This is a genomic window from Kribbella sp. NPDC050124, assembly GCF_044460355.1.
Taxonomy (GTDB): domain Bacteria; phylum Actinomycetota; class Actinomycetes; order Propionibacteriales; family Kribbellaceae; genus Kribbella.
The window spans coordinates 194,720-216,736 of the sequence record NZ_JBITJU010000001.1 but is presented as its reverse complement, the minus strand read 5'-3'; the positions used below and the strand labels follow the sequence as shown (position 1 = coordinate 216,736).

Sequence of the window (22,017 nt, the reverse complement as noted above, 5' to 3'; positions counted from 1 at the left end):
GTCGCCCTGGCCGCACCCTGGCCAGGACCCCGAAATCAGGGGGTCGAGGTTGGGAATGGCCCGGCCGTATGACATGTTGAGTCAGGTGTACTCAAGTTTGTTCGGTCACGGATTTGAAACCGGGGCGACTGAACGGCAACATTGAGTCCGCATCACTCAAGTTTCCGGGGTGCGGGGGTTGTCCCCCGGACTCACACAGTGTGGAGGTAAGCACATGGCCCGCGCGGTCGGTATCGATCTCGGTACGACGAACTCCGTCATCGCCGTACTGGAAGGTGGCGAGCCCACCGTCATCCCCAACGCCGAGGGAGCGCGCACGACGCCCTCGGTGGTGGCCTTCGCCAAGAACGGCGAGGTCCTGGTCGGCGAGGTGGCGAAGCGCCAGGCCACCACGAACGTCGACCGCACCATCCGCTCCGTCAAGCGCCACATGGGCGAGAACTGGAGCGTGGACATCGACGGGAAGAAGTTCTCCCCGCAGCAGATCAGCGCCTTCGTCCTGCAGAAGCTGAAGCGGGACGCCGAGGCGTACCTCGGGGAGCAGGTCACCGACGCGGTCATCACCACGCCGGCGTACTTCACCGACGCGCAGCGTCAGGCGACCAAGGAGGCCGGCGAGATCGCGGGCCTGAAGGTGCACCGGATCGTCAACGAGCCGACCGCCGCGGCGCTCGCCTACGGCCTGGACAAAGGTCACGAGCAGACCATCCTGGTCTTCGACCTTGGTGGCGGCACGTTCGACGTGTCCCTGCTGGAGATCGGCGACGGCGTCTTCGAGGTGAAGGCGACCAGCGGTGACAACCACCTCGGTGGTGACGACTGGGACCAGCGGATCGTCAACTGGCTGGTGACCCAGTTCAAGAACAAGAACGGCACCGACCTGTCCGGTGACAAGATGGCCATGCAGCGGCTCACCGAGGCCGCCGAGAAGGCCAAGATCGAGCTGTCCGCGGCGGCCGAGACCACGATCCACCTGCCGTACCTGAGCCTGACCGAGTCCGGCCCGCTGCACCTGGAGGAGAAGCTCTCCCGGGCCGAGTTCCAGAAGATGACCAGCGACCTGCTGGAGCGCGCCCGCGCCCCGTTCAAGGCGGTCATCAAGGACGCCGGCATCGACGTGTCGAAGATCGACCACGTGATCCTGGTCGGCGGCTCGACCCGGATGCCCGCGGTGGCCGACCTGGTCAAGGAGCTGACCGGCGGCAAGGACGCGTTCAAGGGCGTGAACCCGGACGAGGTCGTCGCGGTCGGCGCCTCCCTGCAGGCCGGTGTGCTGAAGGGTGAGGTCAAGGACGTCCTGCTGCTCGACGTGACCCCGCTGAGCCTCGGCATCGAGACCAAGGGCGGCGTGTTCACCAAGATCATCGAGCGCAACACCACGATCCCGACCAAGGGCTCGGAGATCTTCACCACGGCCGAGGACAACCAGCCGTCGGTGATGATCCAGGTCTACCAGGGCGAGCGCGAGATGGCCCGGGACAACAAGTCGCTGGGCAACTTCGAGCTGACCGGCCTGCCGCCGGCGCCGCGGAACGTGCCGCAGATCGAGGTCTCCTTCGACATCGATGCGAACGGCATCGTGCACGTCAACGCCAAGGACATGGCCACCGGCAAGGAGCAGCGGATGACCGTGACCGGCGGTTCGGCGCTGCCGAAGGACGACATCGACAAGATGGTCCGCGACGCCGAGCAGTACGCCGAGGACGATCGCAAGCGCCGCGAGGCGGTGGAGAGCCGCAACCAGGCCGAGAGCCTCGTCTACCAGACCGAGAAGTTCCTGTCCGAGAACGAGGACAAGGTGCCGGACGACGTCAAGACCGAGGTCAAGGACGGTGTCGCGGAGCTGAAGAAGGCGCTCGAGGGTGACGACGCCGAGGTGATCAAGGCCGCGTCGGAGAAGCTCGCCCAGTCCAGCCAGAAGATGGGCGCCGCGATGTATGCGAACGCCCAGGCCGCCGGCTCCGCCGACGAGAGCGCGTCCGCCTCCGACAGCTCCACGAGCAACGACGACGACGTGGTCGACGCCGAGATCGTGGACGAGGACCGGCCGCAGGACAAGACGGAGGACAAGTGACGGATCGACCGACTGGCAGCGAGTTCGGCGACGGTGACCCCGTCGTCCGGGACAAGCGCCGGCTCGACCCGGACACCGGCGAGCTGCGGGAGCCGTCCCTGTCGGACGCTCCCGCGACCGGCGCCGCACCGGGCCTGCCGGGCACCCCGGGCGCGCAACCGCCGAGGGACCCGTCGGACCTGATCGGCCCGTCCGCGCAGGAGGCTCTGCTGACCGAGGCGCTGGCCGAGCGTACGGCGGACCTGCAGCGGCTGCAGGCCGAGTACGTCAACTACAAGCGCCGGGTGGACCGGGACCGGGAGGCGTCCCGGGAGCTCGTGATCGGCTCGGTGCTGACCGAGCTGCTCGGGATCCTGGACGACATCGGCCGGGCCCGCGAGGCGGGTGAGCTGGAGGGCGCCTTCAAGGCGGTCTCGGAGTCGCTCGAGCGGGTCACCGAGAAGCTCGGCCTGGTGAAGTACGGCGAGAAGGGCGACCCCTTCGACCCGCGCATCCACGAGGCCCTGCTGCACAACTACTCCGACGAGGTGGACGGCCCGACCGCGACGATGGTCATGCAGCCGGGGTACCGGCTCGGTGAGCGGGTGCTGCGGCCGGCCCGGGTGGCCGTCTCGGAGCCGACCGAGCAGCTCCCGGCCGACGTTGCGCAGGACGGCGTACCGGTGGAGAAAACAGATGACGACAAGTCCGCAGACACGTCTGCGGAGTGACCGACACGGCGGGAGGGGAGGCGTCGCATGAGCACGAAGGACTGGCTCGAGAAGGACTTCTACAAGGTTCTCGGCGTCTCCAAGACTGCCGAGGCCGACGAGATCAAGAAGGCCTACCGGAAGCTGGCGCGCAAGTACCACCCGGACTCCAACGCCGGTGACGCGACCGCGGAGGCCAAGTTCAAGGAGGTCTCCGAGGCCTACGACGTCGTCGGCGACCCGAAGAAGCGCAAGGAGTACGACGAGGCGCGCCGGCTGTTCGGCAGCGGCGGCTTCCGGATGCCGGGCAGCGGTGGTTCGGGCGGCGGCTTCAACTTCGACGTCGGCGACCTGTTCAACCGCGGCGGTGGGACCGGGGCCGGTGGTGGCCTCGGCGACATCCTCGGCGGCATGTTCGGCGGTGGCGGCCGGACCACGACCACCACGTCGACGGCCCGGCCGCGGCGCGGTGCGGACATCGAGACCGAGGCGACGATCGAGTTCGCCGAGGCCGTGAACGGTGTCACCGTGGCGCTCCGGATGACCAGCGACGAGCCGTGCAAGACCTGCCGTGGCACCGGCGCGAAGTACGGGACGGTGCCCAAGGTCTGCCTGAAGTGCGAGGGCACGGGTATGCAGACCTCGGTCCAGGGCGGTGTGTTCGCCATGACCGAGCCGTGCACCGAGTGCAAGGGTCGCGGCCTGGTCGTCGACCAGCCGTGCGAGACCTGCCACGGCTCCGGCCGCGGCCAGTCAAGCAAGACCATGCAGGTCCGCATCCCGGCGGGCGTGCAGGACGGTCAGCGGATCCGGCTCAAGGGCAAGGGCGCGGCCGGCGAACGGGGTGGCCCCGCGGGCGACCTCTACGTCACGGTGCACGTGAAGCCGCACCGGATCTTCGGCCGTCAAGGCGAGCACCTGACGCTGAACGTCCCGGTGAGCTTCACCGAGGCCGCGCTGGGCGCCGAGATCAAGGTCCCGACCCTGGACGGCCTGCCCGTCACGGTCCGGATCCCCGCTGGTACGGCGAACGGCAGCAAGCTGCGTGTCCGTGGCAAGGGATCGGTCCGGCGGGACGGCACCAAGGGCGACCTGCTGCTGACCCTCGAGGTGCAGGTTCCGCACGAGCTGAGCGACGAGCAGCGCGCCAAGCTGCAGGAGTTCAGCTCCGCGTCGGACCAGCCTGACCTGCGGTCCGGGTTGTTCGGGAGCTCCTGATGGGCATCCCGTTCAGCCAGGTGCCGACCTGGGACGATCGCACCCCGATCTACGTGATCTCGGTGGCGGCCCAGCTGGCCGGTATGCACCCGCAGACGCTACGCCAGTACGACCGGCTCGGATTGGTCACGCCGAGCCGGGCGTCCGGGCGTGGCCGGCGGTACTCGGCGTACGACGTGGCGAAGCTGAGGTACGTGCAGCACCTGTCCCAGGAAGAGGGTGTCAACCTGGCGGGAATTCGGCACATCCTCGCGCTACAGTCCGAAGTGGAGGATCTGCGCAAGCGGGTCAACCAGTTGCTCGCAGAAGTGCAGCGCGGAGTCGGTGCGTCCCGCCAGACCACCGGCAGCCGGGTGTTCTCGGCCGGTCCGGCCGGCGACGTGATCGCGATGGGCCGGCAGCAGACCACGACGCGCTGGATCAGGACCCAGCCCTTGGAGCTGGGCCCCCGCTGACAAGCCTGGGCTCAGGCCGGTTGTGCTGAGCCCACCGAAACCCGGGCCCGGACTCTCCGGGCCCATGAACCCGGAGGCGACCGACTCCCCCCTCGGAGCCTCCGGTCAGTGGAGACGTCGTACCCCCGATGTCTCCACCGCCGAAGGCGCGCCTTCCCCCGGGCGCCCTTCGGCCCCCGCAGGGTGGTCCTTCCCGGACCGCCCTGCGGTTCTCTCGTCTGGCCGCACTCGCCGACCTACTCTGGCAAGGTGACGCTGACCCTGCAGACGGACCGGTTGCTGATCCGGGACTGGGAAGAAGACGACGCACAAGCCGCGCTGGAGATCTACGGCTCTCCCGACGTGGCCCCCTGGCTCTCACCGGCCATCGACCAGGTCACCGACGCGACCACGATGCGGGCCATCCTGCAGGCGTGGATCGAGGCCCAGCCGAACTTCGTCCCGCCGGCCGGCCGCTGGGCGGTCACCCGGCGCGAGGACGGCGAAGTGGTCGGAGGCCTGCTGATCCGGCTGCTGCCGCCGTACGAGGAAGATCTCGAGATCGGCTGGCAGCTGCGGCCGAGTGCCTGGGGCAACGGGTACGCCACCGAGGCCAGTCACGCGCTGATGCGCTGGGCGTTCAAGGAGGGCGACGTCGACGAGATGTTCGCCGTCGCCCGGCCGACCAACAAACGCGCGATCGCCACCGCCGGACGACTGGGCATGGAGTGGGTCGGTGAGACCGACAAGTACTACGACCTGACGCTGCAGGTGTACCGGATCCGGGCCTCGGAGTTCACCGAGTGAGTGAGCGGTTGACTACCAGGGGTGGTTGACTCAAAGATATCTGCGACGCCGCTGTGGTCCGCGCCCTCGTTCAGAACGAGGACCATGTGCACAAGCTAGCCGCAGTACTGACAACCGCCCTTCTCATCACTGCTCCTGGTGTCGCGCACGCCGCGCCGGCGGCGACCACCTACTACGTCGACTCCGCGGCGGGCAACGATGCCGCCGCGGGGACCAGCACCTCGACCGCGTGGAAGAGCCTGGCCAAGGTCAACGGGCGCGCGCTCCAGCCCGGCGACCAGGTGCTGTTCAAGCGCGGCGGATCCTGGACCGGCACGCTGCAACTGTCCCGCTCCGGTACGTCGGACGCGCCGATCGTGATCGGCGCCTACGGCAGCGGCGCGCTGCCGAAGATCGGCGGACCGGTGCTGAACTGCGTGAACGTCACCGGCTCGGACATCTTCATCGGCGACCTCCGCGCCAGCGGCTGCAACTGGGCCGGGTTCGAGCTGGTCGGCGACAGCATCGTGATGGACACGGTCCAGGCCGATGCCAACGTCGTCGGGGTCTCGATCGTCGACGGCTCGGACTGGAACACAGTCCGCTGGAGCACGATCGTCGACAACAACAAGATGAGCGTGCTCACGCCGAAGGAGGTCAATCCCGACGACGACTCCGGCGCGTTCGGGTTCCTCGTGCACGGCGACGACAACCTGATCAGCCGCAACACGATCAGCGGGCACTACGCGTTCAGCTACGACTACACCGCCGACGGCGCCGCGGTGGAGATCTTCAACGGCAACCGGAACCGGATCGAGTTCAACGTCACCCGCGAGAACGAGACGTTCACCGAGTTGGGGCACGAAGAGGGCGCGACCGCGGACGACAACGTGTTCGCCTACAACAGCGTCACCTCCAGCAAGCCGCAGGGCTCGTTCCTGGTGACCCGGGGTGCGCAGAGCAACATCGGGCCGGTACTGCGGACGGTCGCCGTCAACAACTCGGTCAACCTGCCGAACGGCAATGGCTGGAGCTGTGACGCCGGGTGCGGGCCGGACATCCTCAAGCTGCGCAACAACATCGTCAAGGTCGGCAAGAAGGTCGGGTACGACGATTCGTTCGACACCGGCAACCCGGCCGACGCGGCCGACGAGGACCGTGGTGTGTACCAGGGCAGCGTCTACCAGTTCACGCTTGGCACGCACTCGGTGAAGGCGGATCCGCTTTACACGAGCGCCACGGACCTCCGCTTGAAGGCCGGCAGCCCGGCCATCGCTCGCGGCGAGGACACCGGGTACGACTACGACCTGGCAGGGAAGGACATCTCCACCGCGACCCACTGGGACGCGGGCGCGTATCAGTACTGACAGTTGACGGCTGGGGTGGCCTGGGGGCTGCCCCAGCCGCTTGTTTGTCCACAGGTTGCGAAGTCGCCTCAGCCGACGGTCGTCAAACGGATACAACTTGTCACGAGAGCCCCGGGGAACCCTGAGATCTCCCCAGGATTCTCCAAAGTTGAGTGGAATGGACTCAAGTTTGGATAGGTTGTAACCAGTGACTGCTGTTAGTTGAGCTTGAAAGGCTGGAACCAGATGGACGTTCAGCGGTTGACGACGCTGGCCCGGGAAACCCTGTCGGTCGCGATCCGTCAGACCTCCGCGGCGGGCAACCCGACCGTGGAGCCGATTCACCTGCTGTCCGCGCTGCTCGCGCAGCCGGAGGGGACCACCGTCGGTCTGCTCGAGGCCGCCGGCGCCGACCTCGACGCCGTACGCCGCCGGACCGCCGAGTTCCTGACTCGCCTGCCGAAGGCGAGCGGCGGCAGCGTGCAGGCTCCGAGTCTGTCGCCGAAGACCACTGACGTGCTGAACCAGGCCGAGCAGCGGGCCCTCGGGCTCGGGGACGAGTACGTCTCCACCGAGCACCTGCTGATCTCGCTCGCGACCGTCGAAGGCAACGCGAAGACCGCGCTCGGCGTGACCGCCGACGCGCTGCTGCAGGCGTTCGACCGGATGCGCGGCAACCGCCGGATCACCTCCCCGGAGGCGGAGGGCACCACCAAGACGCTGGAGAAGTACGGCGTCGACCTGACCGAGCGGGCCAAGGACGGCAAGCTCGACCCGGTGATCGGGCGGGACTCCGAGATCCGCCGGGTGGTCCAGGTGCTGTCCCGCCGTACGAAGAACAACCCCGTCCTGATCGGTGAGCCCGGCGTTGGCAAGACCGCCGTCGTCGAGGGGCTGGCCCAGCGGATCGTGGCCGGTGACGTGCCCGAGTCGCTGCGCGGCCGGCGGCTGATCAGCCTCGACCTCGGCGCGATGGTGGCCGGCGCGAAGTACCGCGGTGAGTTCGAGGAGCGGCTGAAGGCGGTGCTGACCGAGATCAAGGAGTCCGATGGCCAGGTCATCACGTTCATCGACGAGTTGCACACCGTCGTCGGCGCCGGCGCGACCGGCGAGGGCGCGATGGACGCCGGCAACATGCTGAAGCCGATGCTGGCCCGCGGCGAGCTGCGGATGATCGGCGCGACCACCCTGGACGAGTACCGGACCCGGATCGAGAAGGACCCGGCGCTGGAGCGCCGCTTCCAGCAGGTGTTCGTCGGCGAGCCGTCGGTCGAGGACTCGATCGCCATCCTGCGTGGCCTGAAGGAGCGCTACGAGGCGCACCACAAGGTCGCCATCTCCGACAGCGCGCTGGTGGCCGCCGCGACGCTGTCCCACCGCTACATCACCGGCCGCCAGCTGCCGGACAAGGCGATCGACCTGGTCGACGAGGCCGCGTCCCGGCTGCGGATGGAGATCGACTCGTCCCCGGTCGAGATCGACTCGCTGCGCCGTACCGTCGACCGGCTGAAGATGGAGGAGCTCGCGCTGTCCCGCGAGGAGGACCCGTCCAGCCAGGAGCGGCTCGAGCGGCTGCGCGCCGACCTCGCCGACCGAGAGGAGGAGCTGCGCGCGCTGGAGTCCCGCTGGGAGCGGGAGAAGTCCGGCCTCAACCGGGTCGGCGAGATCAAGGAGCGGATCGACGAGCTGCGCGGCCAGGCCGAGCGCGCCCAGCGCGACGGCGACCTGGAGACCGCGGCCCGGATCCTGTACGGCGAGATCCCGCAGCTGACCAAGGAGCTCGAGGAGGCAGACGCCGAGCCGGAGGTCACCGAGGGTCCCGACGCGATGGTCAACGAGGAGGTCGGCCCGACCGAGATCGCCGAGGTGATCGCGATGTGGACCGGCATCCCGACCGGCCGGCTGCTCGAGGGCGAGACCGGCAAGCTGCTCCGGATGGAGGACGAGCTGGGTCGCCGGCTGATCGGCCAGCGCGAGGCGGTCACGGCCGTGAGTGACGCCGTCCGCCGCGCCCGGGCGGGGATCTCCGACCCGGACCGCCCGACCGGCAGCTTCCTGTTCCTCGGTCCGACCGGTGTTGGCAAGACCGAGCTGGCGAAGGCGCTCGCGGACTTCCTGTTCGACGACGAGCGCGCCATGGTCCGCATCGACATGTCGGAGTACGGCGAGAAGCACAGTGTCGCGCGGCTCGTCGGTGCCCCGCCCGGCTACGTGGGGTACGAGGAGGGTGGCCAGCTCACGGAGGCCGTCCGGCGGCGCCCGTACTCGGTGATCCTGCTCGACGAGGTGGAGAAGGCGCACCCCGAGGTCTTCGACATCCTGCTGCAGGTGCTGGACGACGGTCGGCTGACCGACGGGCAGGGTCGTACGGTCGACTTCCGCAACGTGATCCTGATCCTGACCAGCAACCTCGGCTCGGCGTACCTGGCCGACATGGCGCTGGACGACAAGGCCAAGCGTGACCAGGTGATGGCGGTGGTGCGGCAGTCGTTCAAGCCGGAGTTCATCAACCGGCTGGACGAGATCGTGCTGTTCGACGCCCTGGGCAGCGAGGAGCTGACCCAGATCGTCGCGCTCCAGATCACCGCCCTGCAGCGCCGCCTGACCGACCGCCGGATCACCCTCGACGTCGAAGAGGGCGCGATGGAGTGGCTCGCCATGACCGGCTACGACCCGGTGTACGGCGCCCGCCCCCTCCGCCGCCTGGTCCAGTCCGCCATCGGCGACGAACTGGCCCGCAACCTCCTCGCCGGCGAGATCCGGGACGGCGACACCGTCCAGGTGACCCTCAACGAAGCCAAGGACGCCCTCGACGTAACCCGCGCCTGACCCAACAGCTCGCAGGTGGTGCACACCTGCACCACCTGCGAGCTACCGGAGAATCACCTAGGGCTCTACGTCATCGCCTACCAACCCCGCCTGGCCTTCCCCCAGCTGGACATCATCGTGCGATGAAGGTGGCGGGGTTTGGTCTATCTGGGAGGATCAGGGCAGGGGGCTGGTGGAAGGAACTCTTCAGGGCATGACCGAGCAGCAGGGCAACAACTCCGGCGAAGACCGCCCCGGGCCGTACCAGGGCGTCTTCGGCGCACCCGGAGGGCCGCCCGCTCCCGGATCACAGCCGCCGGGCGGACCGCCGTACGGCGACCGGCCGGGCACGTACGGCGATCGGCCTGGCGCGTACCGCGGTGCTTACGGAGCCGGACAGAACCCGTACGCCCAGAAGCCGGGGCCACCCAAGCAGGTGACCATCGCCTCCGTGATCTCGCTCGGTCTCGGCGCCCTGTGCATCCTCCTCGGCGGCCTGGCGCTCACCTCCGCGGGTGAGCAGGTCGCCGAGATCGTCGCCGGCTCCAAGGACGCGAAAGGCCTGGTCGTCGGGGTCATCCTGGTCTGCGCGGTCGCCTACATCCTCCCGGCCATCTACATCCGCAGACGCCACGCCTGGGCGCGCTACATGCTCATCGCCGTCGCGGCGACCGGCATCGCCGGCGGCCTGATGGCACTCCCCAACAGCATCCTCGGCCTCGCCATCCACGTGACGCTGCTGGTCCTGATGCTCCAGCAACCGACCAAGCTCTGGTTCCACCACCGCTGACCGAAGGACTGCACTCCGTGGAGATCTGGATCAATCCAGCCTGTTCAAAATGCCGCGCCGCCACCAAGACCCTCGACGAAGCCGGCATCTCCTACACCGTCCGGCGCTACCTCGACGACCCGCCCACCGCCGAGGAACTCACCGCCGTCCTCAAACGCCTCAACCTCGAACCCTGGGACCTCGTCCGCCACAACGAACCCGAAGCCAAACCCCTCCGCACCCTCCCCCGAACCCCACAAACCCGCCCCACCTGGATCCAGGCCATGGTCGAAACCCCCATCCTCATCCAACGCCCCATCCTCACCGCCGACGACAACACCACCGCCATAACCCGAGACCCCGAATCCCTCTCCCACTTCCTCCCGAAGTAGCCGAACCCCGGGCCTCGACCCGATCTGCCCCGCCCTGCCCCAGGCTGCCCCACCACCCCTGTGGATGGCGCCACGCAAGCACCCGCCAACTCCTGCACAATCCGACGGGTGCCCACCCCAACTGCGCCGGACCACTCGCTGATCGCCTGGGTCGACGAATCCGTCATCGTCGGCAACGATCACCTGTCAGGCACGTACACGCTCGCAGCAGTCCTTGCCGACCAAGGCGCAATCGACGACCTCCGTACGCAGCTTCTCGCGCTAACGGAGCGAAAGATCGTGCGGCTGCACTGGGTGGCCGAATCCGCCAAGCGCAGGGACCTGATCGCCGAGACTGTCGCCGCGCTCAGCGTCATGGCGATCGTCGTGGTCGGCTCGCCAGTCCACCGTCAGAAGCAGGAACGCGCCAGACGTTGTTGCCTCGAACACCTCCTGTACGAGCTGGATCAACTCGGTGTCAGCCAGGCGTGGCTCGAGTCGCGAGCGCCCTCACAAGACAAGCGGGACCGCAGCCTGGTCGACAGTGCGCGGCGCAAGGGCCTGTTGTCATACCGGACCTCGATCGAGTTCGCACGGCCGCTACAGGAACCAATGCTCTGGTTGCCGGATGCAGTGGCAGGTGCCGTGACGGCGGCCAACCTGGGAGAGCCGCGGTGGCTGCTGGCGTTGTCCGAGGTGGTCAGCGTTCAGCGCATCGTGGTGCGGTAGAAGCGCGAAAGCTGGGCCCCATCATCCGGTGGGAATCCCAGCTTCACTTCTCACCAAGCAGCGCGTGGCGAGCTAGCTCGAGTATGCCACAAGGGAGCGGCGGCTGTCGTGTGACATCCACACGCCGGGCGTCAGAGTTTTTGGAGGCGGGTTAGGGCTTCTTGGAGGATTTCGGGTTGTTTGCAGAAGGCCCAGCGGACCAGGGGGCGGCCGGTGGTGGTGTTGTCGTAGAAGACCTGGTGGGGGATGGCGACGACGCCGGTGCGTTCGGGGAGCATGCGGCAGAAGTCGATGCCGTCGGTGTGGCCGAGGGGGCGGATGTCGGTGGTGACGAAGTAGGTGCCCTGCGGGCGGTGGACGCCGAAGCCGAGTTCCTCGAGGCCGTCGCAGAGCAGGTCGCGGCGGGACTGCAGGTCGGCGCGCAGGGCGTCGTAGTACTCGTTGCCTAGGGCAAGCGCACCGGCGACGGCGGGCTGGAACGGCGCGCCGGAGGTGAAGGTGAGGAACTGCTTGGCCGTGGTCACCGCGGTCACCACGTCCGGCGTCCCGGTGACCCAGCCGATCTTCCAGCCGGTGACGGCGAACGTCTTGCCGGCGCTGCTGATCGACACGGTGCGTTCGGCCATTCCGTCGTACGACGCCAGCGGCCGGTGCTCGAGTCCGTCGTACGCGAGGTGTTCGTAGACCTCGTCGGTGATGACGACCAGGTCGTGCTCGACGGCGATCGTGCTGATGCCGCGGAGCTCGTCGTCGGTGAGGACGGTGCCGGTCGGGTTGTGCGGGGAGTTGATCAGCAGGACCTTGGTGCGCGGGGTGACGGCGGCGCGGAGTTCGTCGAGATCGAGGCGGAAGTCGGGCGCGCGCAGGGTGACCGGGACGCGACGTCCGCCCGCGAACGCGATGCCGGCCGCGTAGGAGTCGTAGTACGGCTCCAAGGCGATCACCTCGTCGCCGGGCTCGACGTACGCGAGCAGCGCGGCGGCGACGGCCTCGGTCGCGCCGGTGGTGACCAGGATCTGCGTGTCAGGGTCGTACGAGAGGTCGTAGAAGCGCTTCTGGTGATCGGCGATCGCTTGCCGCAACACCGGTACGCCGCGACCCGGTGCGTACTGGTTGGCGCCCGCCCGGATCGCGCTGATCGCGTCCTCGAGCAGCGAGTCGGGCCCGTCCCGGTCCGGGAACCCCTGCCCGAGGTTGACCGAGTTCGTCGCCACCGCCCGGGCCGACATCTCCGCGAAGATCGTCGTCCCGAGCCCCGTCAACCGCTGAGCGTGTCCGCGCATGCCCCCGACACTAGCGCGACACCATCAGTTCCAGGGAGCAGGTGGTGGGGGCGGTACGACGGCCGGCCGGTCCTCGCACCAGGTTGCGCCGGTCCAGTCGCCGTCGTTGCCGGACAGCAGCCGTACGTCGAACTCCGGCGTCCCGTCGAACTGGAACGTCCCGCAGTTGTTGACGAACGGCGCCCCGACGTTACGGGCGTCGACGTTCTCGAACGTCGCCCAGCCGCCGACCCGGGCGTTGACCACGTTCGTCCCGGTGCCGTCGACCTTGATGTTGCGCACCGCAACGTTCTCGATCGCGTAGGTGTCCTTCACCGGCCAGTCGACGACGAACAGCATCGCGTTGTACGTCGAGTCCAGGAACGAACTGTCCCGGATCTCGATCTGCCCGGACATCGTGGACTGCAAGGCGTACAACCAGATCGCGCCGAGGCCGAGATCCCAGTTCAGGTCGCGCGGACCGCCGCGGACGGTGGTGTTGCGGGCGAACGTCAGCGTGCCCTCGAACGGCGTCGAGTTGAACCGCGAGCCCGCATGCAGGGTGCTGCCCTCGCGGATCGGATCGGCGACGAGATTGTCGGTGACGGCGTTGTCACGACCGCCGTAGATGGCGATGTTGTTCGCCAGGACCGGCGTCTGGACGGTGTTGTGGTCGTAGACGTTGTCGTGGTTGACCAGGCCGTCCGGGTTGGCTTCCGACCACATCGCGAGCCCGTCGTCACCGCTGTTGCGGACGAAGTTGTTGGTCGCCCGGACGTTCGAGACGCCGAGGTGCAGATTCATGCCGTCGGCGATCGCGTCGGTGATGATGTTGTTCCGGATCAGCAGCCCGTCCATCGGGCCGTCCAGCCAGATACCGACCTTGGTGTGGTGCAGGTAGAGGTTCTCGATGATCGAGCCGCCGCCGATCGCGCCGCCGATCCCGTTCACCTGGTCGGTGTCGATCCGCTCCCGTACGTCGCTTTCGATCGCGAAGTCGGCCAGGTGGACGCGGGTGCTGCCGCCGTCCGCGGCGTACTTGCCGTAGAAACCGGGTGCGCTGTGCACCGACTTGTCCGGCGCGGGCTCGGGCAGCGGAAGGACCTTGCCCTTGATGATCGTCCACCAGCTGCCAGCGCCGCGGACGGTCACCTGGTCGACCACGATGTGCCGGTTGACCTGGTACGTGCCCGGCGGGATGAACACCGACCAGCCGATCTTCTTGGCCGCGGCGATCGTCTGCTCGATCGCGGGCGCCGCGTCGCGCCGTCCGGTCGGGTCGGCGCCGAACAACCGCACCGACAGCGACTTCCGCGGTTGCTGCTTCGGTGCGCCGACCAGCTCGAAGTCGGCGAGGTCCAGCACGTACCAGGCAGCCGGAGTGTTCCGCGGTACGGCGAACCGGACCCGATCGCCGGGCTGGTAGGTCCGGCCCAGCAGCAGGCGTTGCTCGTCGTAGAAGTGGTTCGGCCGGAACGGCTTGGCGACCGGGTCCGGCTCGGGCTTCCACCAGCCGGGGATCGGGTCGACGTTCGGGTCGTTCGAGAACGGATACATGCCGTACAGCCAGGCGTACTCCGACGTCAGCGTCATCGTCTGCCGGTGCTTGCCGTTCACCGTCACGTCGAGCGGCGCCTGGATCCCGCCGCCCGCCGGCGCGTCCGGGATGCTGTAGCGCAGGGTCAACGCGTTGGCCGGCCCGGTCAGGGTGAACTCGACGTACTGCGTCGACGTCAGTCGTACTGCGGTTCGTCCGGAAGCCTCGGCCGGGAGCGTGTAGGCCTCGCGACTCGGTCCGAGCTTTTCCCCGGTGTGGAAGGCGTTCTCGGCCTCCTGCTCGACGAAGGCGACGTCCGCGCCGCGTCCCGCGACCAAGGCGGGATCGAGTCCGGCGCGGGTGATCCTCGGCGCCGGGCGAGTGGCGTCAGCGGGAGCGGTGAGAACTGCTCCGAGAAGAGCGGTCGTCAGGACGACGGCGACGGCACGTAGGCGTGATCGGGACATTGGCGGATCCCCTCCAGACGAACAACCGGCGCCTGGAGGTTATGCACCCGCGCAGCACTGCGCAAGATCTCGACAGTCTTGAGAAATTTCTTGCCAGTCACCCAGAGGGCTCGACTTGAGGTTCCGGACGGAGTGCCCGGAGCCAAAGTTCGGTCTGGGCGATGTGGGCGGACGCGGCGGTGGCTGCGGCCGCGGGGTCGCGGCGGGCGATCGCCGCAAGGATCGCGCGGTGGCCGCGGTCGCTGGTCTGCTTGATCGCGTCGAAGTCGGCGCCGGGTTCGAAGATGCGGTAGTGACCGCCGCGGCCCCGGATCACGCCGGTCAGGGCGGTGACTGTCGGGTTGCCGCCGGCGGTGCAGATCGCACCGTGGAACTCGGCGTCCAGGAGCTGGATCTCGGTGGCGTCCGTGGTCGCCTCCAGCTTGTCGAGGATCTCGCTCAGCCGCCGCTCCAGGTCCGGGTCCTGCCGGGCGGCGGCCGCCGCGGTGGCGTGTGCCTCGAGCACTCGCCGTACCTCCATCAGTTCGAGCACGCCCTCGAGCGGGATCAGCTCGACCGAGAGCGAGAACCGGCTGATGATCTCGGCCGGGTCGAGGGCCGAGACGTACGTCCCGGAGCCGTGCCGGGACTCGATCACGCCGAGTGCGGCCAGCGACCGGACCGCCTCCCGCAGCGAACTGCGGGACACGCCGAGGTGATCGCACAGCTCGGGCTCCGGCGGGAACTTCGCCCCCGGCCCGAGCGTGCCGGACGCGATCATCTGGCGCAGGCCGGCCAGGGCCTTGTCCGTGGCTGCCATCTGCCACCTCCTCGGGTCTTCACCTGAAAGAGTAAGTCCTCAGACCACTCGTGGTCACATTCTCGCTAACATCTTGTCGTTCCCGCGTGACGGTCGCTAGGGTGCAGAGACGGTCGACCGATTCATCAGATGTCAGGCCAAAGTCATCTGATGCCAGAAAAGTCATCCCCTGGCCCACATCCCCTGAGGAGACGTGCCATGCCCCACCGGCCACGCACGATGTTCGCACCGCTTGCCGCCGCGGCGACGGCCGCCGCGCTGCTGCTCACCGCCTGCGGTCCCGGCCCGGCCGAGAAGGCCGACGGTCAGGTCACGCTGCAGATGGTCGAGAGCCTGACCAACCCGACCCGGACGACGCTGCTGAAGAAGCTGATCGCCGACTTCGAGGGACAGAACGCCGGCGTCAAGGTGCAGCTGATCTCGCCGCCGACCAACCAGGCGGACCAGAAGATCCAGCAGATGCTGCAGTCCGGCAAGGGGGTCGACGTACTCGAGGTGCGGGACACCACGGTCGGGCCGTTCTCGACCAACAAGTGGATCTACGACATGGCGCCGGACCTGAAGGGCTGGGACGGCCTGCAGGCGCTCACCCCGAACGCGCTCAAGGTCGCCCAGGAGGGCGGCAAGTCGTACATGGTCCCGTACGGCTTCTACGGCCTGTCCCTGTTCTACCGCAAGGACCTGGTCCAGCAGGCCGGGTTCGGCGGCCCGCCGAAGAGCTGGGCCGAGCTGGTCGAGCAGGCGAAGAAGATCAACAACCCGTCGAAGAACGTGTACGGGTACTCGTTCCGCGGCGGTCTCGGCGCCGGCGGCAACGCGATCGCGGTGATCTCCGGCTACGTGATCGACGACATCAACCGGGACAACGCGTTCAAGCTCACCAACGGCAAGACGATCTTCTCGTCGCCGAAGGCGGTCGACGCGCTCAACCTGTACCTCGACCTGTTCAAGGGCGCCGCGCCGCCGTCGTCGGTCAGCTGGGGCTACCCGGAGATGGTGCAGGGCTTCACCTCCGGGACCACGGGCTTCCTGCTCCAGGACCCCGAGGTGATCGCGACCGTCAAGCAGTCCAAGACGATCAAGGAAGACCAGTGGGGTACGGCGCCTCTCCCCGTCGGACCGACCGGGAAGGCGGCGCAACCGCTGGCGAACGCGGGCTGGGGTGTCGCGCAGGGCAGCACGCACAAGAAGGAGGCCGTGGAACTGGTGAAGTTCCTGACCTCCGGCGACTCCGCGATGACGTTCTCGAAGGAGAACAGCCTGGTCCCGATCCTGAAGTCGGCGGCTGACGACCCGTTCTTCAAGGACGGACCGTGGGCGTCGTACGTGGCGATGAACGAGTCGCCGGACACCTACGTCGTGGTGACGCAGCCGCGCGGGGTGCCGTGGTCGACGGAGTGGGGCAACAAGGCCGATGCCGACGTACAGAAGCTGATCACCGGGAAGGCGCAGCCGGCCGAGATCCTGAAGAGCTGGGACGAGTACTGGACGAAGAAGTGGGCCGGGAACTGAGCCGATGGCTTTGACTGAAACTGACCGGCCGGCTGTGCAGCCACCCGCGACCAGGCGGCCGGTCAGCAGGAAGCGGTTCACCGGGCGGACGGCGTTGGTGCTGTTCGCGTTCATGCTGCCCGCGCTGGTGTTCGTGGGCCTGTTCACGTACTACCCGCTGCTGAGCGGGATCCAGATGGCGTTCCGGAACTACAACCTGAACGACCTGTCGGACACCTCGTGGGTCGGCCTGGACAACTTCCGGACGCTGCTGCACGACGAGATGTTCCGCGGCACCGTGAAGAACTCGGTCGTCTGGGTGGTCGGCTCGCTGGTGCCGCAGTTCCTGATCGGCTTCACGATGGCGCTCTGGCTGCGCCGGCGGTTCCGGTTCCGCGGCACCTACCAGGCGCTGGTGTTCTTCCCGTGGGCGGTGTCGGGGTTCCTGATCGGCATCCTGTTCCGCTGGATGTTCAACGGCGAGTTCGGCGTGGTCAACGACCTGCTGATGAAGACGCACCTGATCGACGCCCCGGTGCCGTGGCTGGCCGACGCCCGGTACGCGATGTTCGCGGTCATCGTCGCGAACGTCTGGTACGGCGTGACGTTCTTCGCGATCATGATCCTCGCGGCGCTGCAGTCGGTGCCGGAGGAGTTGTACGAGGCGGCCGCGATCGACGGCGCCGGCAAGGTCCGGACGCTGTTCAGCATCACCATCCCGTCGATCCGGACCACGCTGGCGCTGACCGTGCTGCTGCGGGTGATCTGGATCTTCAACTCACCGGAGCTGATCTTCGGTATGACCGGCGGCGGTCCGGCGAACGAGACGCACATCGTCACGTCGTACATGATCCAGGTGACCCAGGAGGGTGACTACGGGCGCGCGTCCGCGATGGGCGTGATGGTCGTGTTCGTGCTGCTGCTGTTCGCCGTCTTCTACCTGATGGCGATCCGGCCGAGGAAGGCGCTCCGATGATCCGCTCCGAAACCCTGGCCGGCCGGATCGTGAAGTTCGGCGGGCTCGGGATCTGCCTGGTCTTCACGGTGTTCCCGCTGTACTGGATCCTGATCACGTCCTTCAAGGACCCGGGCACGATCTTCGCCTACCCGTTGAAGTACTGGCCGAGTGCCTGGTCGCTGGAGAACTACCGCGGCCTGTTCGGCACCTCGAACTTCGGTGTCTTCGTCGGCAACAGCCTGATCGTGTCCACGGTCGCGGCTGCGCTGGCCACGGTGGTCTCACTCCTGTCGGCGTACGTGCTGGCGCGGTTCGAGTTCGTCTCCAAGGGCGCGGTGATGGGCGCGTTCCTGGTGACGCAGATGATCCCCGGGTTCATCGCGCTCGGCTCGCTCTACATCCTGATGACCCGGATGTACCTCGTCGACAACCGCTGGGGCCTGGTCCTGGTGTACGTCGCGATGTCGATCCCCCTGTGCACGGTCATGCTGCGCGGGTTCTTCGAGAACGTGCCGGCCTCGCTGGAGGAGGCGGCGATGGTGGACGGGTGCTCGCGGTTGTCGGCGTTGTTCCGGGTGCTGGTGCCGGTGATGACGCCGGGGATCGCGGCGTCGTACATCTTCAACTTCGTCAACTGCTGGAACGAGCTGTTCCTGTCCGTGACGCTGCTGAACAGCGACAGCAACAAGACCATCCCGGCGGCGCTGAACGGTTTCATCAGCAGCTACAACATCGACTGGGGCTCGATGTCGGCGGCCGCAGTCCTGAGCATCGTGCCGACGATGATCCTGTTCGCCGTCGCCAGCCGCTACATCGTGGAGGGCCTGACCGCGGGCGCCGTCAAGGAGTGAAGACTAGTTCCTCAGAGAGCTGAGGAAGGCGGCGAGGTCCCGGACCTGCCACTGCCTGCTCCCGATCTCCCGGTACGGCGCTCCGCCGTCGACGAAGCCCGAGACCAGGACCGTGGCCATGCCCCGCGCGTACGGGACCTGGAGGTTGACCGGGAGATCGTCGAACATGGCCGCCCGGCCGGGATCGACGGTGAAGCGGGCGAGGAAGGCGTCGAAGCTCTCCTCGTACGGCTTCGGGATCAGGTCGCCGGCGAGGATGTCGAAGATGCCGTCGAAGCAGGCGGTCAGGCCGAGCTGCCGGAGCGCCTGCTCGGCGTGGTACGCCGACCCGTTCGTGTAGACGTACCGGCGTCCCGGGAGCGCGCCGAGCGCCTTCGCCAGCGCCGGGTCCGGCGTGAGCACGGTGTAGTCGATCCGCCGCTCGAAGCTGAGGAACTCGTGCGGGTCGATGTTCCGCGTCGTCATCGCACCACGTAGCGAGGTGCCGTACTGCGCGACCAGCTCGGCCTGGATCTGCCGGGCGCCGACCACGTCGGTGCCGTAGAACTCGGCCACCGACGACAGGATGCCGTGCGTGACCTGCTCGGCCAGCGCCGAGTCGGCAGGGTAGAGCGTGTTGTCGAGATCCAGCACCCAGGTGTCGATGTCCGCCAGCACCCGTCCAGAGTAGTGACAGACTGGGAGGAGTCATCGACGGGAGGATGAGAGAACGTGGCGACTGCGCTCATCACCGGGCCGGCGACCGGGATCGGCCGGGCGTTCGCGGACAAGCTGGCGCTGGAGGGTTACGACCTGGTGCTGGTGTCGCGGGACGAGGCACGGCTGAAGGAAACCGCGACCGAGCTCACCCGGTTGCACGGGGTCGCCTGCGAAGTGCTGGCCGCCGATCTCACCGACCGGGACGACCTCGCCAAGGTGGAGGAGCGGTTCCGGACCGGGCCGATCGAGGTGCTGGTCAACAACGCCGGGTTCGGGCAGAAGAAGCCGTTCTGGGCCAACCCGGTCGAGGTCGAGGAGAAGCAGTTCGACCTGCTGGTCCGGGTGGTGCTGCGGCTGACGCATGCCGCCGTACTGCCGATGATCGAGCGCGGGTCGGGTGCGGTGATCAACGTGTCGTCGATCGCCGGGTTCCTGCAGCGGGGGACCTACAGCGCGCACAAGGCGTGGGTGACGACGTTCTCCGCCGGGCTGGCGACCGAGCTGCACTCGAAGGGGGTCGCGGTGATGGCGCTGTGCCCGGGGCTGGTGCACACGGAGTACCACGACCGGATGGGGATGGACAAGACGATCATCCCGTCGTTCCTGTGGCTCGACGCGGACGATCTGGTCGACGCCGCCTGGAAGGACCTGATGCGCGGCAAGGCGATCTCCGTCCCCTCCATCCGCTACAAACTCCTCACCGCCGCCGCCCGCTACGTCCCCCGCACCTTGATCGCCCGCTACTCCACCGTCGGCCTCGACGGCCGCCGCCGCTGACCGAGTTCCAACCAACTCCTCTTGGGGTGCGTCTTATCGGGCACATCCAACAGGGGAGAGGGTCAGGAAATCATGGGTACTGGGGGAATGCGGCGGCTGGTGACGGCGGTCGCCGTGGTGTCGGCGGGGTTGGTCTTGGGGGCTTGTGGCAACCAATCCGACGGGGGGACGCCGACGGCGGGCGGGCAGACGACGGTGACGGTGACGACGACGCCGCCGTCGGCGGAGCGGTCGATTCCGGAGCCGGCGGAGACGCCGTCGGCGGTGCCGAAGCCGGTGCAGCAGGCAACGACCGCGACGTTGAAGAACTCGATGCTGCTGACCGGAGCCGATGTCGACAAGGCGGATCCCCAGTGGGGCTGGGATGCGACGAAGGCGTCGGCCGACCCGATCTGCGGTCCGTCCTCGATTCGCGGCAACGGCGTCCGCGGCAGCCTGAACCGGAACTTCAGCACCGGGATGGACGCGATTGGCGGCCAGTGGATCACCCGGTACGACGACGAGGCCGCGGCCAAGGCGGCGTACGCGAAGATCGTCGCGACGATCAAGTCCTGCAAGGCACTCGTGCCCGCGCCGACGCACGCCCGCGAGCTGACCGAGAACCGGACGCTGCCGGTCGGTGACGCGACCGTCATCCTGCGCTGGTACGACTACCCGCTCCCGTCCGACCCCGGCAGCGAGCCGGGCGGTTTCCCGTACGCCGTCACGCGGGACGGCGCTGTCGTCTCGGTGCTCGCCTTCAGCGAGATGGGCGACGGTATGAAGGCCGCCAACTTCGAGAAGCTGGCCCGCACAGCCGCCGACCGACTCAGCTGAGCCGGGTCAGAGCTTCTCGGCAACCTCGGCGAGGACTGCGAGGGTTGCGGTGACGAGTGGGTGATCCGCCCGGCTCGAGCGCACGGCGGCGTAGACGCGGCGGGTGGGGACGGGCTCGGTCAGCGGGCGAGTGACCGCGAGCGCCGGTACGGCGAGCCGTGGGACGAGGGACACGCCACCGCCGGCCGCGACCAGGGCCGCGACCGCGTGGAAGTCGTCGGACTGGTGGACGACGCGAGGCTGGAAGCCGGCCTGCTCGCAAGCCAGCAGGACGACGTCGCGGATCGGATTGCCGGGCGACGGCATCACCCAGTCGTCACCGGCGAGCATCGGCAGCTCGATCACGTCGGCCGCCGCGGCCGGGTGGGACGGCGGGAGTACGGCGACGAACGGCTCGGCGTACAAGGGAATCCGGACCAGCCGCTGGTCGTCCGGGCGGGGGGAACCGCGGTGCTCGACGGCGATGGCGATGTCCGCGTCGCCGTCGAGCAACTGGGTGATGCCCTGGTGGCCTTCAGCGTCGCGGATGACGAGGTCGAGGCCGGGGTTGGTCTCGCGCAGGCGGGCCAGGGCGGGCGCGACCAGCAAGGTGATTGCGGTCGCGAACGCGGTGACCCGGACCTCGCCGGTCGCGCCGTTGGCGTGCAGCCGCATGGCCTCCTCGGCCCGCTCGACCTCGGCGAGGATCGTGTCGGTGTGGGCGAGCAGCAAGCGCCCGGCCGAGGTGATCGCGACCCGGCGGCCGCGGCGTTCCAGCAGCTCCTGGCCGACCTCGGTCTCCAGGGCCGCCAACTGCTGCGAGACCGCCGAGGGCGTCAGGTGCAGCACCTCGGCGGCCGCGGTCACGGTGCCGTGATCAGCAAGCGCGCGCAGCACCCGCAACCTTCGAACCTCGATCACGAAGCTCAGCTTCGCACAGCTCCTGGCCGCCGCCGTCCAGCAACGTCAGCGCTGGACGAGTCTCGACGACCTCCGGCTTGAGCAGGCGACGGACGGCGCGGAGCGGGTGGCGGCGTGGACGGGGCGGTTCGTACGGGACGGTGGGCGCGCCGGCCAGCCCGGACCGGGACTCCGCTGCGACCTTTTCGATGACAGTGACTGGGAAGAGGTACATCAGGTGGTTCCTTTCGACCCTT

General features: G+C 68.2%; 21 protein-coding genes. 15 read left to right on the top strand and 6 right to left on the bottom strand.

The genetic code is table 11. The features are described 5' to 3' along the window. The first annotated feature begins 214 nt into the window (after positions 1-214). The 10 genes from dnaK (at position 215) to ACIBL3_RS01065 (ending at position 11,224) form a co-directional block, all read left to right on the top strand. Positions 215-2,074 carry a molecular chaperone DnaK gene (dnaK, locus tag ACIBL3_RS01110; RefSeq protein WP_396351118.1) on the top strand — a complete coding sequence of 620 codons (1,860 nt, stop codon included), beginning with the start codon at positions 215-217 and terminating at the stop codon, positions 2,072-2,074. Then, complete coding sequence (grpE, locus tag ACIBL3_RS01105) at positions 2,071-2,784, top strand: nucleotide exchange factor GrpE (RefSeq protein ID WP_396351117.1); 714 nt, start codon at positions 2,071-2,073, stop codon at positions 2,782-2,784. Before dnaK ends, grpE begins: the two co-directional genes overlap by 4 nt. Before the next feature lie 27 nt (positions 2,785-2,811). Continuing rightward, complete coding sequence (gene dnaJ, locus ACIBL3_RS01100) at positions 2,812-3,981, top strand: molecular chaperone DnaJ (protein ID WP_396351116.1); 1,170 nt, start codon at positions 2,812-2,814, stop codon at positions 3,979-3,981. Beyond that, complete coding sequence (locus tag ACIBL3_RS01095; RefSeq protein WP_360514720.1) at positions 3,981-4,436, top strand: heat shock protein transcriptional repressor HspR; 456 nt, start codon at positions 3,981-3,983, stop codon at positions 4,434-4,436. Before dnaJ ends, ACIBL3_RS01095 begins: the two co-directional genes overlap by 1 nt. Before the next feature lie 249 nt (positions 4,437-4,685). Further along, entirely contained in the window at positions 4,686-5,222 is a 537-nt protein-coding gene (locus ACIBL3_RS01090) for a GNAT family N-acetyltransferase (protein ID WP_396351115.1), read from the top strand. A gap of 86 nt (positions 5,223-5,308) precedes the next feature. Further along, on the top strand, positions 5,309-6,568 hold the full coding sequence (locus ACIBL3_RS01085; RefSeq protein WP_396351114.1) for a hypothetical protein: 1,260 nt from the start codon (positions 5,309-5,311) through the stop codon (positions 6,566-6,568). Positions 6,569-6,793: 225 nt separating this feature from the next. Further along, positions 6,794-9,376 (top strand): ATP-dependent chaperone ClpB, encoded by a 2,583-nt coding sequence (gene clpB / locus ACIBL3_RS01080; protein ID WP_396351113.1) that lies wholly within the window; start codon positions 6,794-6,796, stop codon positions 9,374-9,376. Between the two features lie 193 nt (positions 9,377-9,569). After that, positions 9,570-10,145, top strand: coding sequence for a hypothetical protein (locus tag ACIBL3_RS01075; protein ID WP_396351112.1), 576 nt, complete (start codon positions 9,570-9,572; stop codon positions 10,143-10,145). Between the two features lie 17 nt (positions 10,146-10,162). After that, entirely contained in the window at positions 10,163-10,516 is a 354-nt protein-coding gene (locus tag ACIBL3_RS01070) for an ArsC/Spx/MgsR family protein (RefSeq protein ID WP_396351111.1), read from the top strand. A gap of 108 nt (positions 10,517-10,624) precedes the next feature. Then, positions 10,625-11,224: a hypothetical protein gene (locus tag ACIBL3_RS01065; protein ID WP_396351110.1), complete on the top strand. Its 600-nt coding sequence runs from the start codon at positions 10,625-10,627 to the stop codon at positions 11,222-11,224. Between the two features lie 131 nt (positions 11,225-11,355). On the opposite strand, the gene ACIBL3_RS01060 is transcribed toward ACIBL3_RS01065, so the two are convergent. The 3 genes from ACIBL3_RS01060 to ACIBL3_RS01050 form a co-directional block, all read right to left on the bottom strand. After that, positions 11,356-12,507 (bottom strand): pyridoxal phosphate-dependent aminotransferase, encoded by a 1,152-nt coding sequence (locus tag ACIBL3_RS01060; protein ID WP_396351109.1) that lies wholly within the window; start codon positions 12,505-12,507, stop codon positions 11,356-11,358. A 24-nt stretch (positions 12,508-12,531) separates the two neighbouring features. Further along, positions 12,532-14,490: a glycosyl hydrolase family 28-related protein gene (locus ACIBL3_RS01055; RefSeq protein WP_396351108.1), complete on the bottom strand. Its 1,959-nt coding sequence runs from the start codon at positions 14,488-14,490 to the stop codon at positions 12,532-12,534. Between the two features lie 97 nt (positions 14,491-14,587). After that, a complete protein-coding gene (locus ACIBL3_RS01050) occupies positions 14,588-15,289 on the bottom strand; it encodes a FadR/GntR family transcriptional regulator (RefSeq protein WP_396351107.1) in 702 nt (233 codons plus the stop codon). A 198-nt stretch (positions 15,290-15,487) separates the two neighbouring features. On the opposite strand from ACIBL3_RS01050, the gene ACIBL3_RS01045 reads away from it, so the two are divergent. The 3 genes from ACIBL3_RS01045 to ACIBL3_RS01035 are packed head-to-tail and all read left to right on the top strand — an operon-like array spanning position 15,488 to position 18,589. Then, positions 15,488-16,801: an ABC transporter substrate-binding protein gene (locus tag ACIBL3_RS01045; RefSeq protein ID WP_396351106.1), complete on the top strand. Its 1,314-nt coding sequence runs from the start codon at positions 15,488-15,490 to the stop codon at positions 16,799-16,801. Positions 16,802-16,805: 4 nt separating this feature from the next. Further along, positions 16,806-17,756 carry a carbohydrate ABC transporter permease gene (locus ACIBL3_RS01040; protein ID WP_396351105.1) on the top strand — a complete coding sequence of 317 codons (951 nt, stop codon included), beginning with the start codon at positions 16,806-16,808 and terminating at the stop codon, positions 17,754-17,756. Beyond that, the gene (locus ACIBL3_RS01035) at positions 17,753-18,589 is read left to right on the top strand and encodes a carbohydrate ABC transporter permease (protein WP_396351104.1); all 837 of its coding nucleotides are present in this window, start codon (positions 17,753-17,755) and stop codon (positions 18,587-18,589) included. Before ACIBL3_RS01040 ends, ACIBL3_RS01035 begins: the two co-directional genes overlap by 4 nt. Positions 18,590-18,592: 3 nt before the next feature. Here ACIBL3_RS01035 and ACIBL3_RS01030 read toward each other — a convergent pair whose 3' ends face one another. Further along, entirely contained in the window at positions 18,593-19,246 is a 654-nt protein-coding gene (locus tag ACIBL3_RS01030; protein WP_396351103.1) for a pyrimidine 5'-nucleotidase, read from the bottom strand. A 54-nt stretch (positions 19,247-19,300) separates the two neighbouring features. Here ACIBL3_RS01030 and ACIBL3_RS01025 point away from each other — a divergent pair, with 54 nt between their 5' ends. Continuing rightward, positions 19,301-20,065, top strand: a complete 765-nt coding sequence (locus tag ACIBL3_RS01025; RefSeq protein WP_396351102.1) for an SDR family NAD(P)-dependent oxidoreductase — start codon at positions 19,301-19,303, stop codon at positions 20,063-20,065. A 72-nt stretch (positions 20,066-20,137) separates the two neighbouring features. Further along, on the top strand, positions 20,138-20,881 hold the full coding sequence (locus tag ACIBL3_RS01020) for a hypothetical protein (RefSeq protein WP_396351101.1): 744 nt from the start codon (positions 20,138-20,140) through the stop codon (positions 20,879-20,881). Between the two features lie 6 nt (positions 20,882-20,887). Here ACIBL3_RS01020 and ACIBL3_RS01015 read toward each other — a convergent pair whose 3' ends face one another. Both ACIBL3_RS01015 and ACIBL3_RS01010 read right to left on the bottom strand, forming a co-directional pair. Continuing rightward, positions 20,888-21,781 (bottom strand): LysR family transcriptional regulator, encoded by an 894-nt coding sequence (locus ACIBL3_RS01015; RefSeq protein ID WP_396351100.1) that lies wholly within the window; start codon positions 21,779-21,781, stop codon positions 20,888-20,890. Further along, positions 21,738-21,995, bottom strand: a complete 258-nt coding sequence (locus ACIBL3_RS01010) for a hypothetical protein (RefSeq protein ID WP_396351099.1) — start codon at positions 21,993-21,995, stop codon at positions 21,738-21,740. Before ACIBL3_RS01010 ends, ACIBL3_RS01015 begins: the two co-directional genes overlap by 44 nt. Between the last annotated feature and the right edge of the window lie 22 nt (positions 21,996-22,017).

Bases quoted from the DNA above. Each gene is read 5' to 3' on its own strand.
- ACIBL3_RS01050 (WP_396351107.1), bottom strand. From the start codon at position 15,289: ATGGCAGCCACGGACAAGGCCCTGGCCGGCCTGCGCCAGATGATCGCG.
- ACIBL3_RS01035 (WP_396351104.1), top strand. From the start codon at position 17,753: ATGATCCGCTCCGAAACCCTGGCCGGCCGGATCGTGAAGTTCGGCGGG.
- ACIBL3_RS01045 (WP_396351106.1), top strand. From the start codon at position 15,488: ATGCCCCACCGGCCACGCACGATGTTCGCACCGCTTGCCGCCGCGGCG.
- ACIBL3_RS01095 (WP_360514720.1), top strand. From the start codon at position 3,981: ATGGGCATCCCGTTCAGCCAGGTGCCGACCTGGGACGATCGCACCCCG.
- ACIBL3_RS01020 (WP_396351101.1), top strand. From the start codon at position 20,138: ATGGGTACTGGGGGAATGCGGCGGCTGGTGACGGCGGTCGCCGTGGTG.
- clpB (WP_396351113.1), top strand. From the start codon at position 6,794: ATGGACGTTCAGCGGTTGACGACGCTGGCCCGGGAAACCCTGTCGGTC.
- ACIBL3_RS01060 (WP_396351109.1), bottom strand. From the start codon at position 12,507: ATGCGCGGACACGCTCAGCGGTTGACGGGGCTCGGGACGACGATCTTC.
- ACIBL3_RS01055 (WP_396351108.1), bottom strand. From the start codon at position 14,490: ATGTCCCGATCACGCCTACGTGCCGTCGCCGTCGTCCTGACGACCGCT.
- ACIBL3_RS01075 (WP_396351112.1), top strand. From the start codon at position 9,570: ATGACCGAGCAGCAGGGCAACAACTCCGGCGAAGACCGCCCCGGGCCG.
- ACIBL3_RS01040 (WP_396351105.1), top strand. From the start codon at position 16,806: ATGGCTTTGACTGAAACTGACCGGCCGGCTGTGCAGCCACCCGCGACC.
- dnaJ (WP_396351116.1), top strand. From the start codon at position 2,812: ATGAGCACGAAGGACTGGCTCGAGAAGGACTTCTACAAGGTTCTCGGC.
- ACIBL3_RS01010 (WP_396351099.1), bottom strand. From the start codon at position 21,995: ATGTACCTCTTCCCAGTCACTGTCATCGAAAAGGTCGCAGCGGAGTCC.
- dnaK (WP_396351118.1), top strand. From the start codon at position 215: ATGGCCCGCGCGGTCGGTATCGATCTCGGTACGACGAACTCCGTCATC.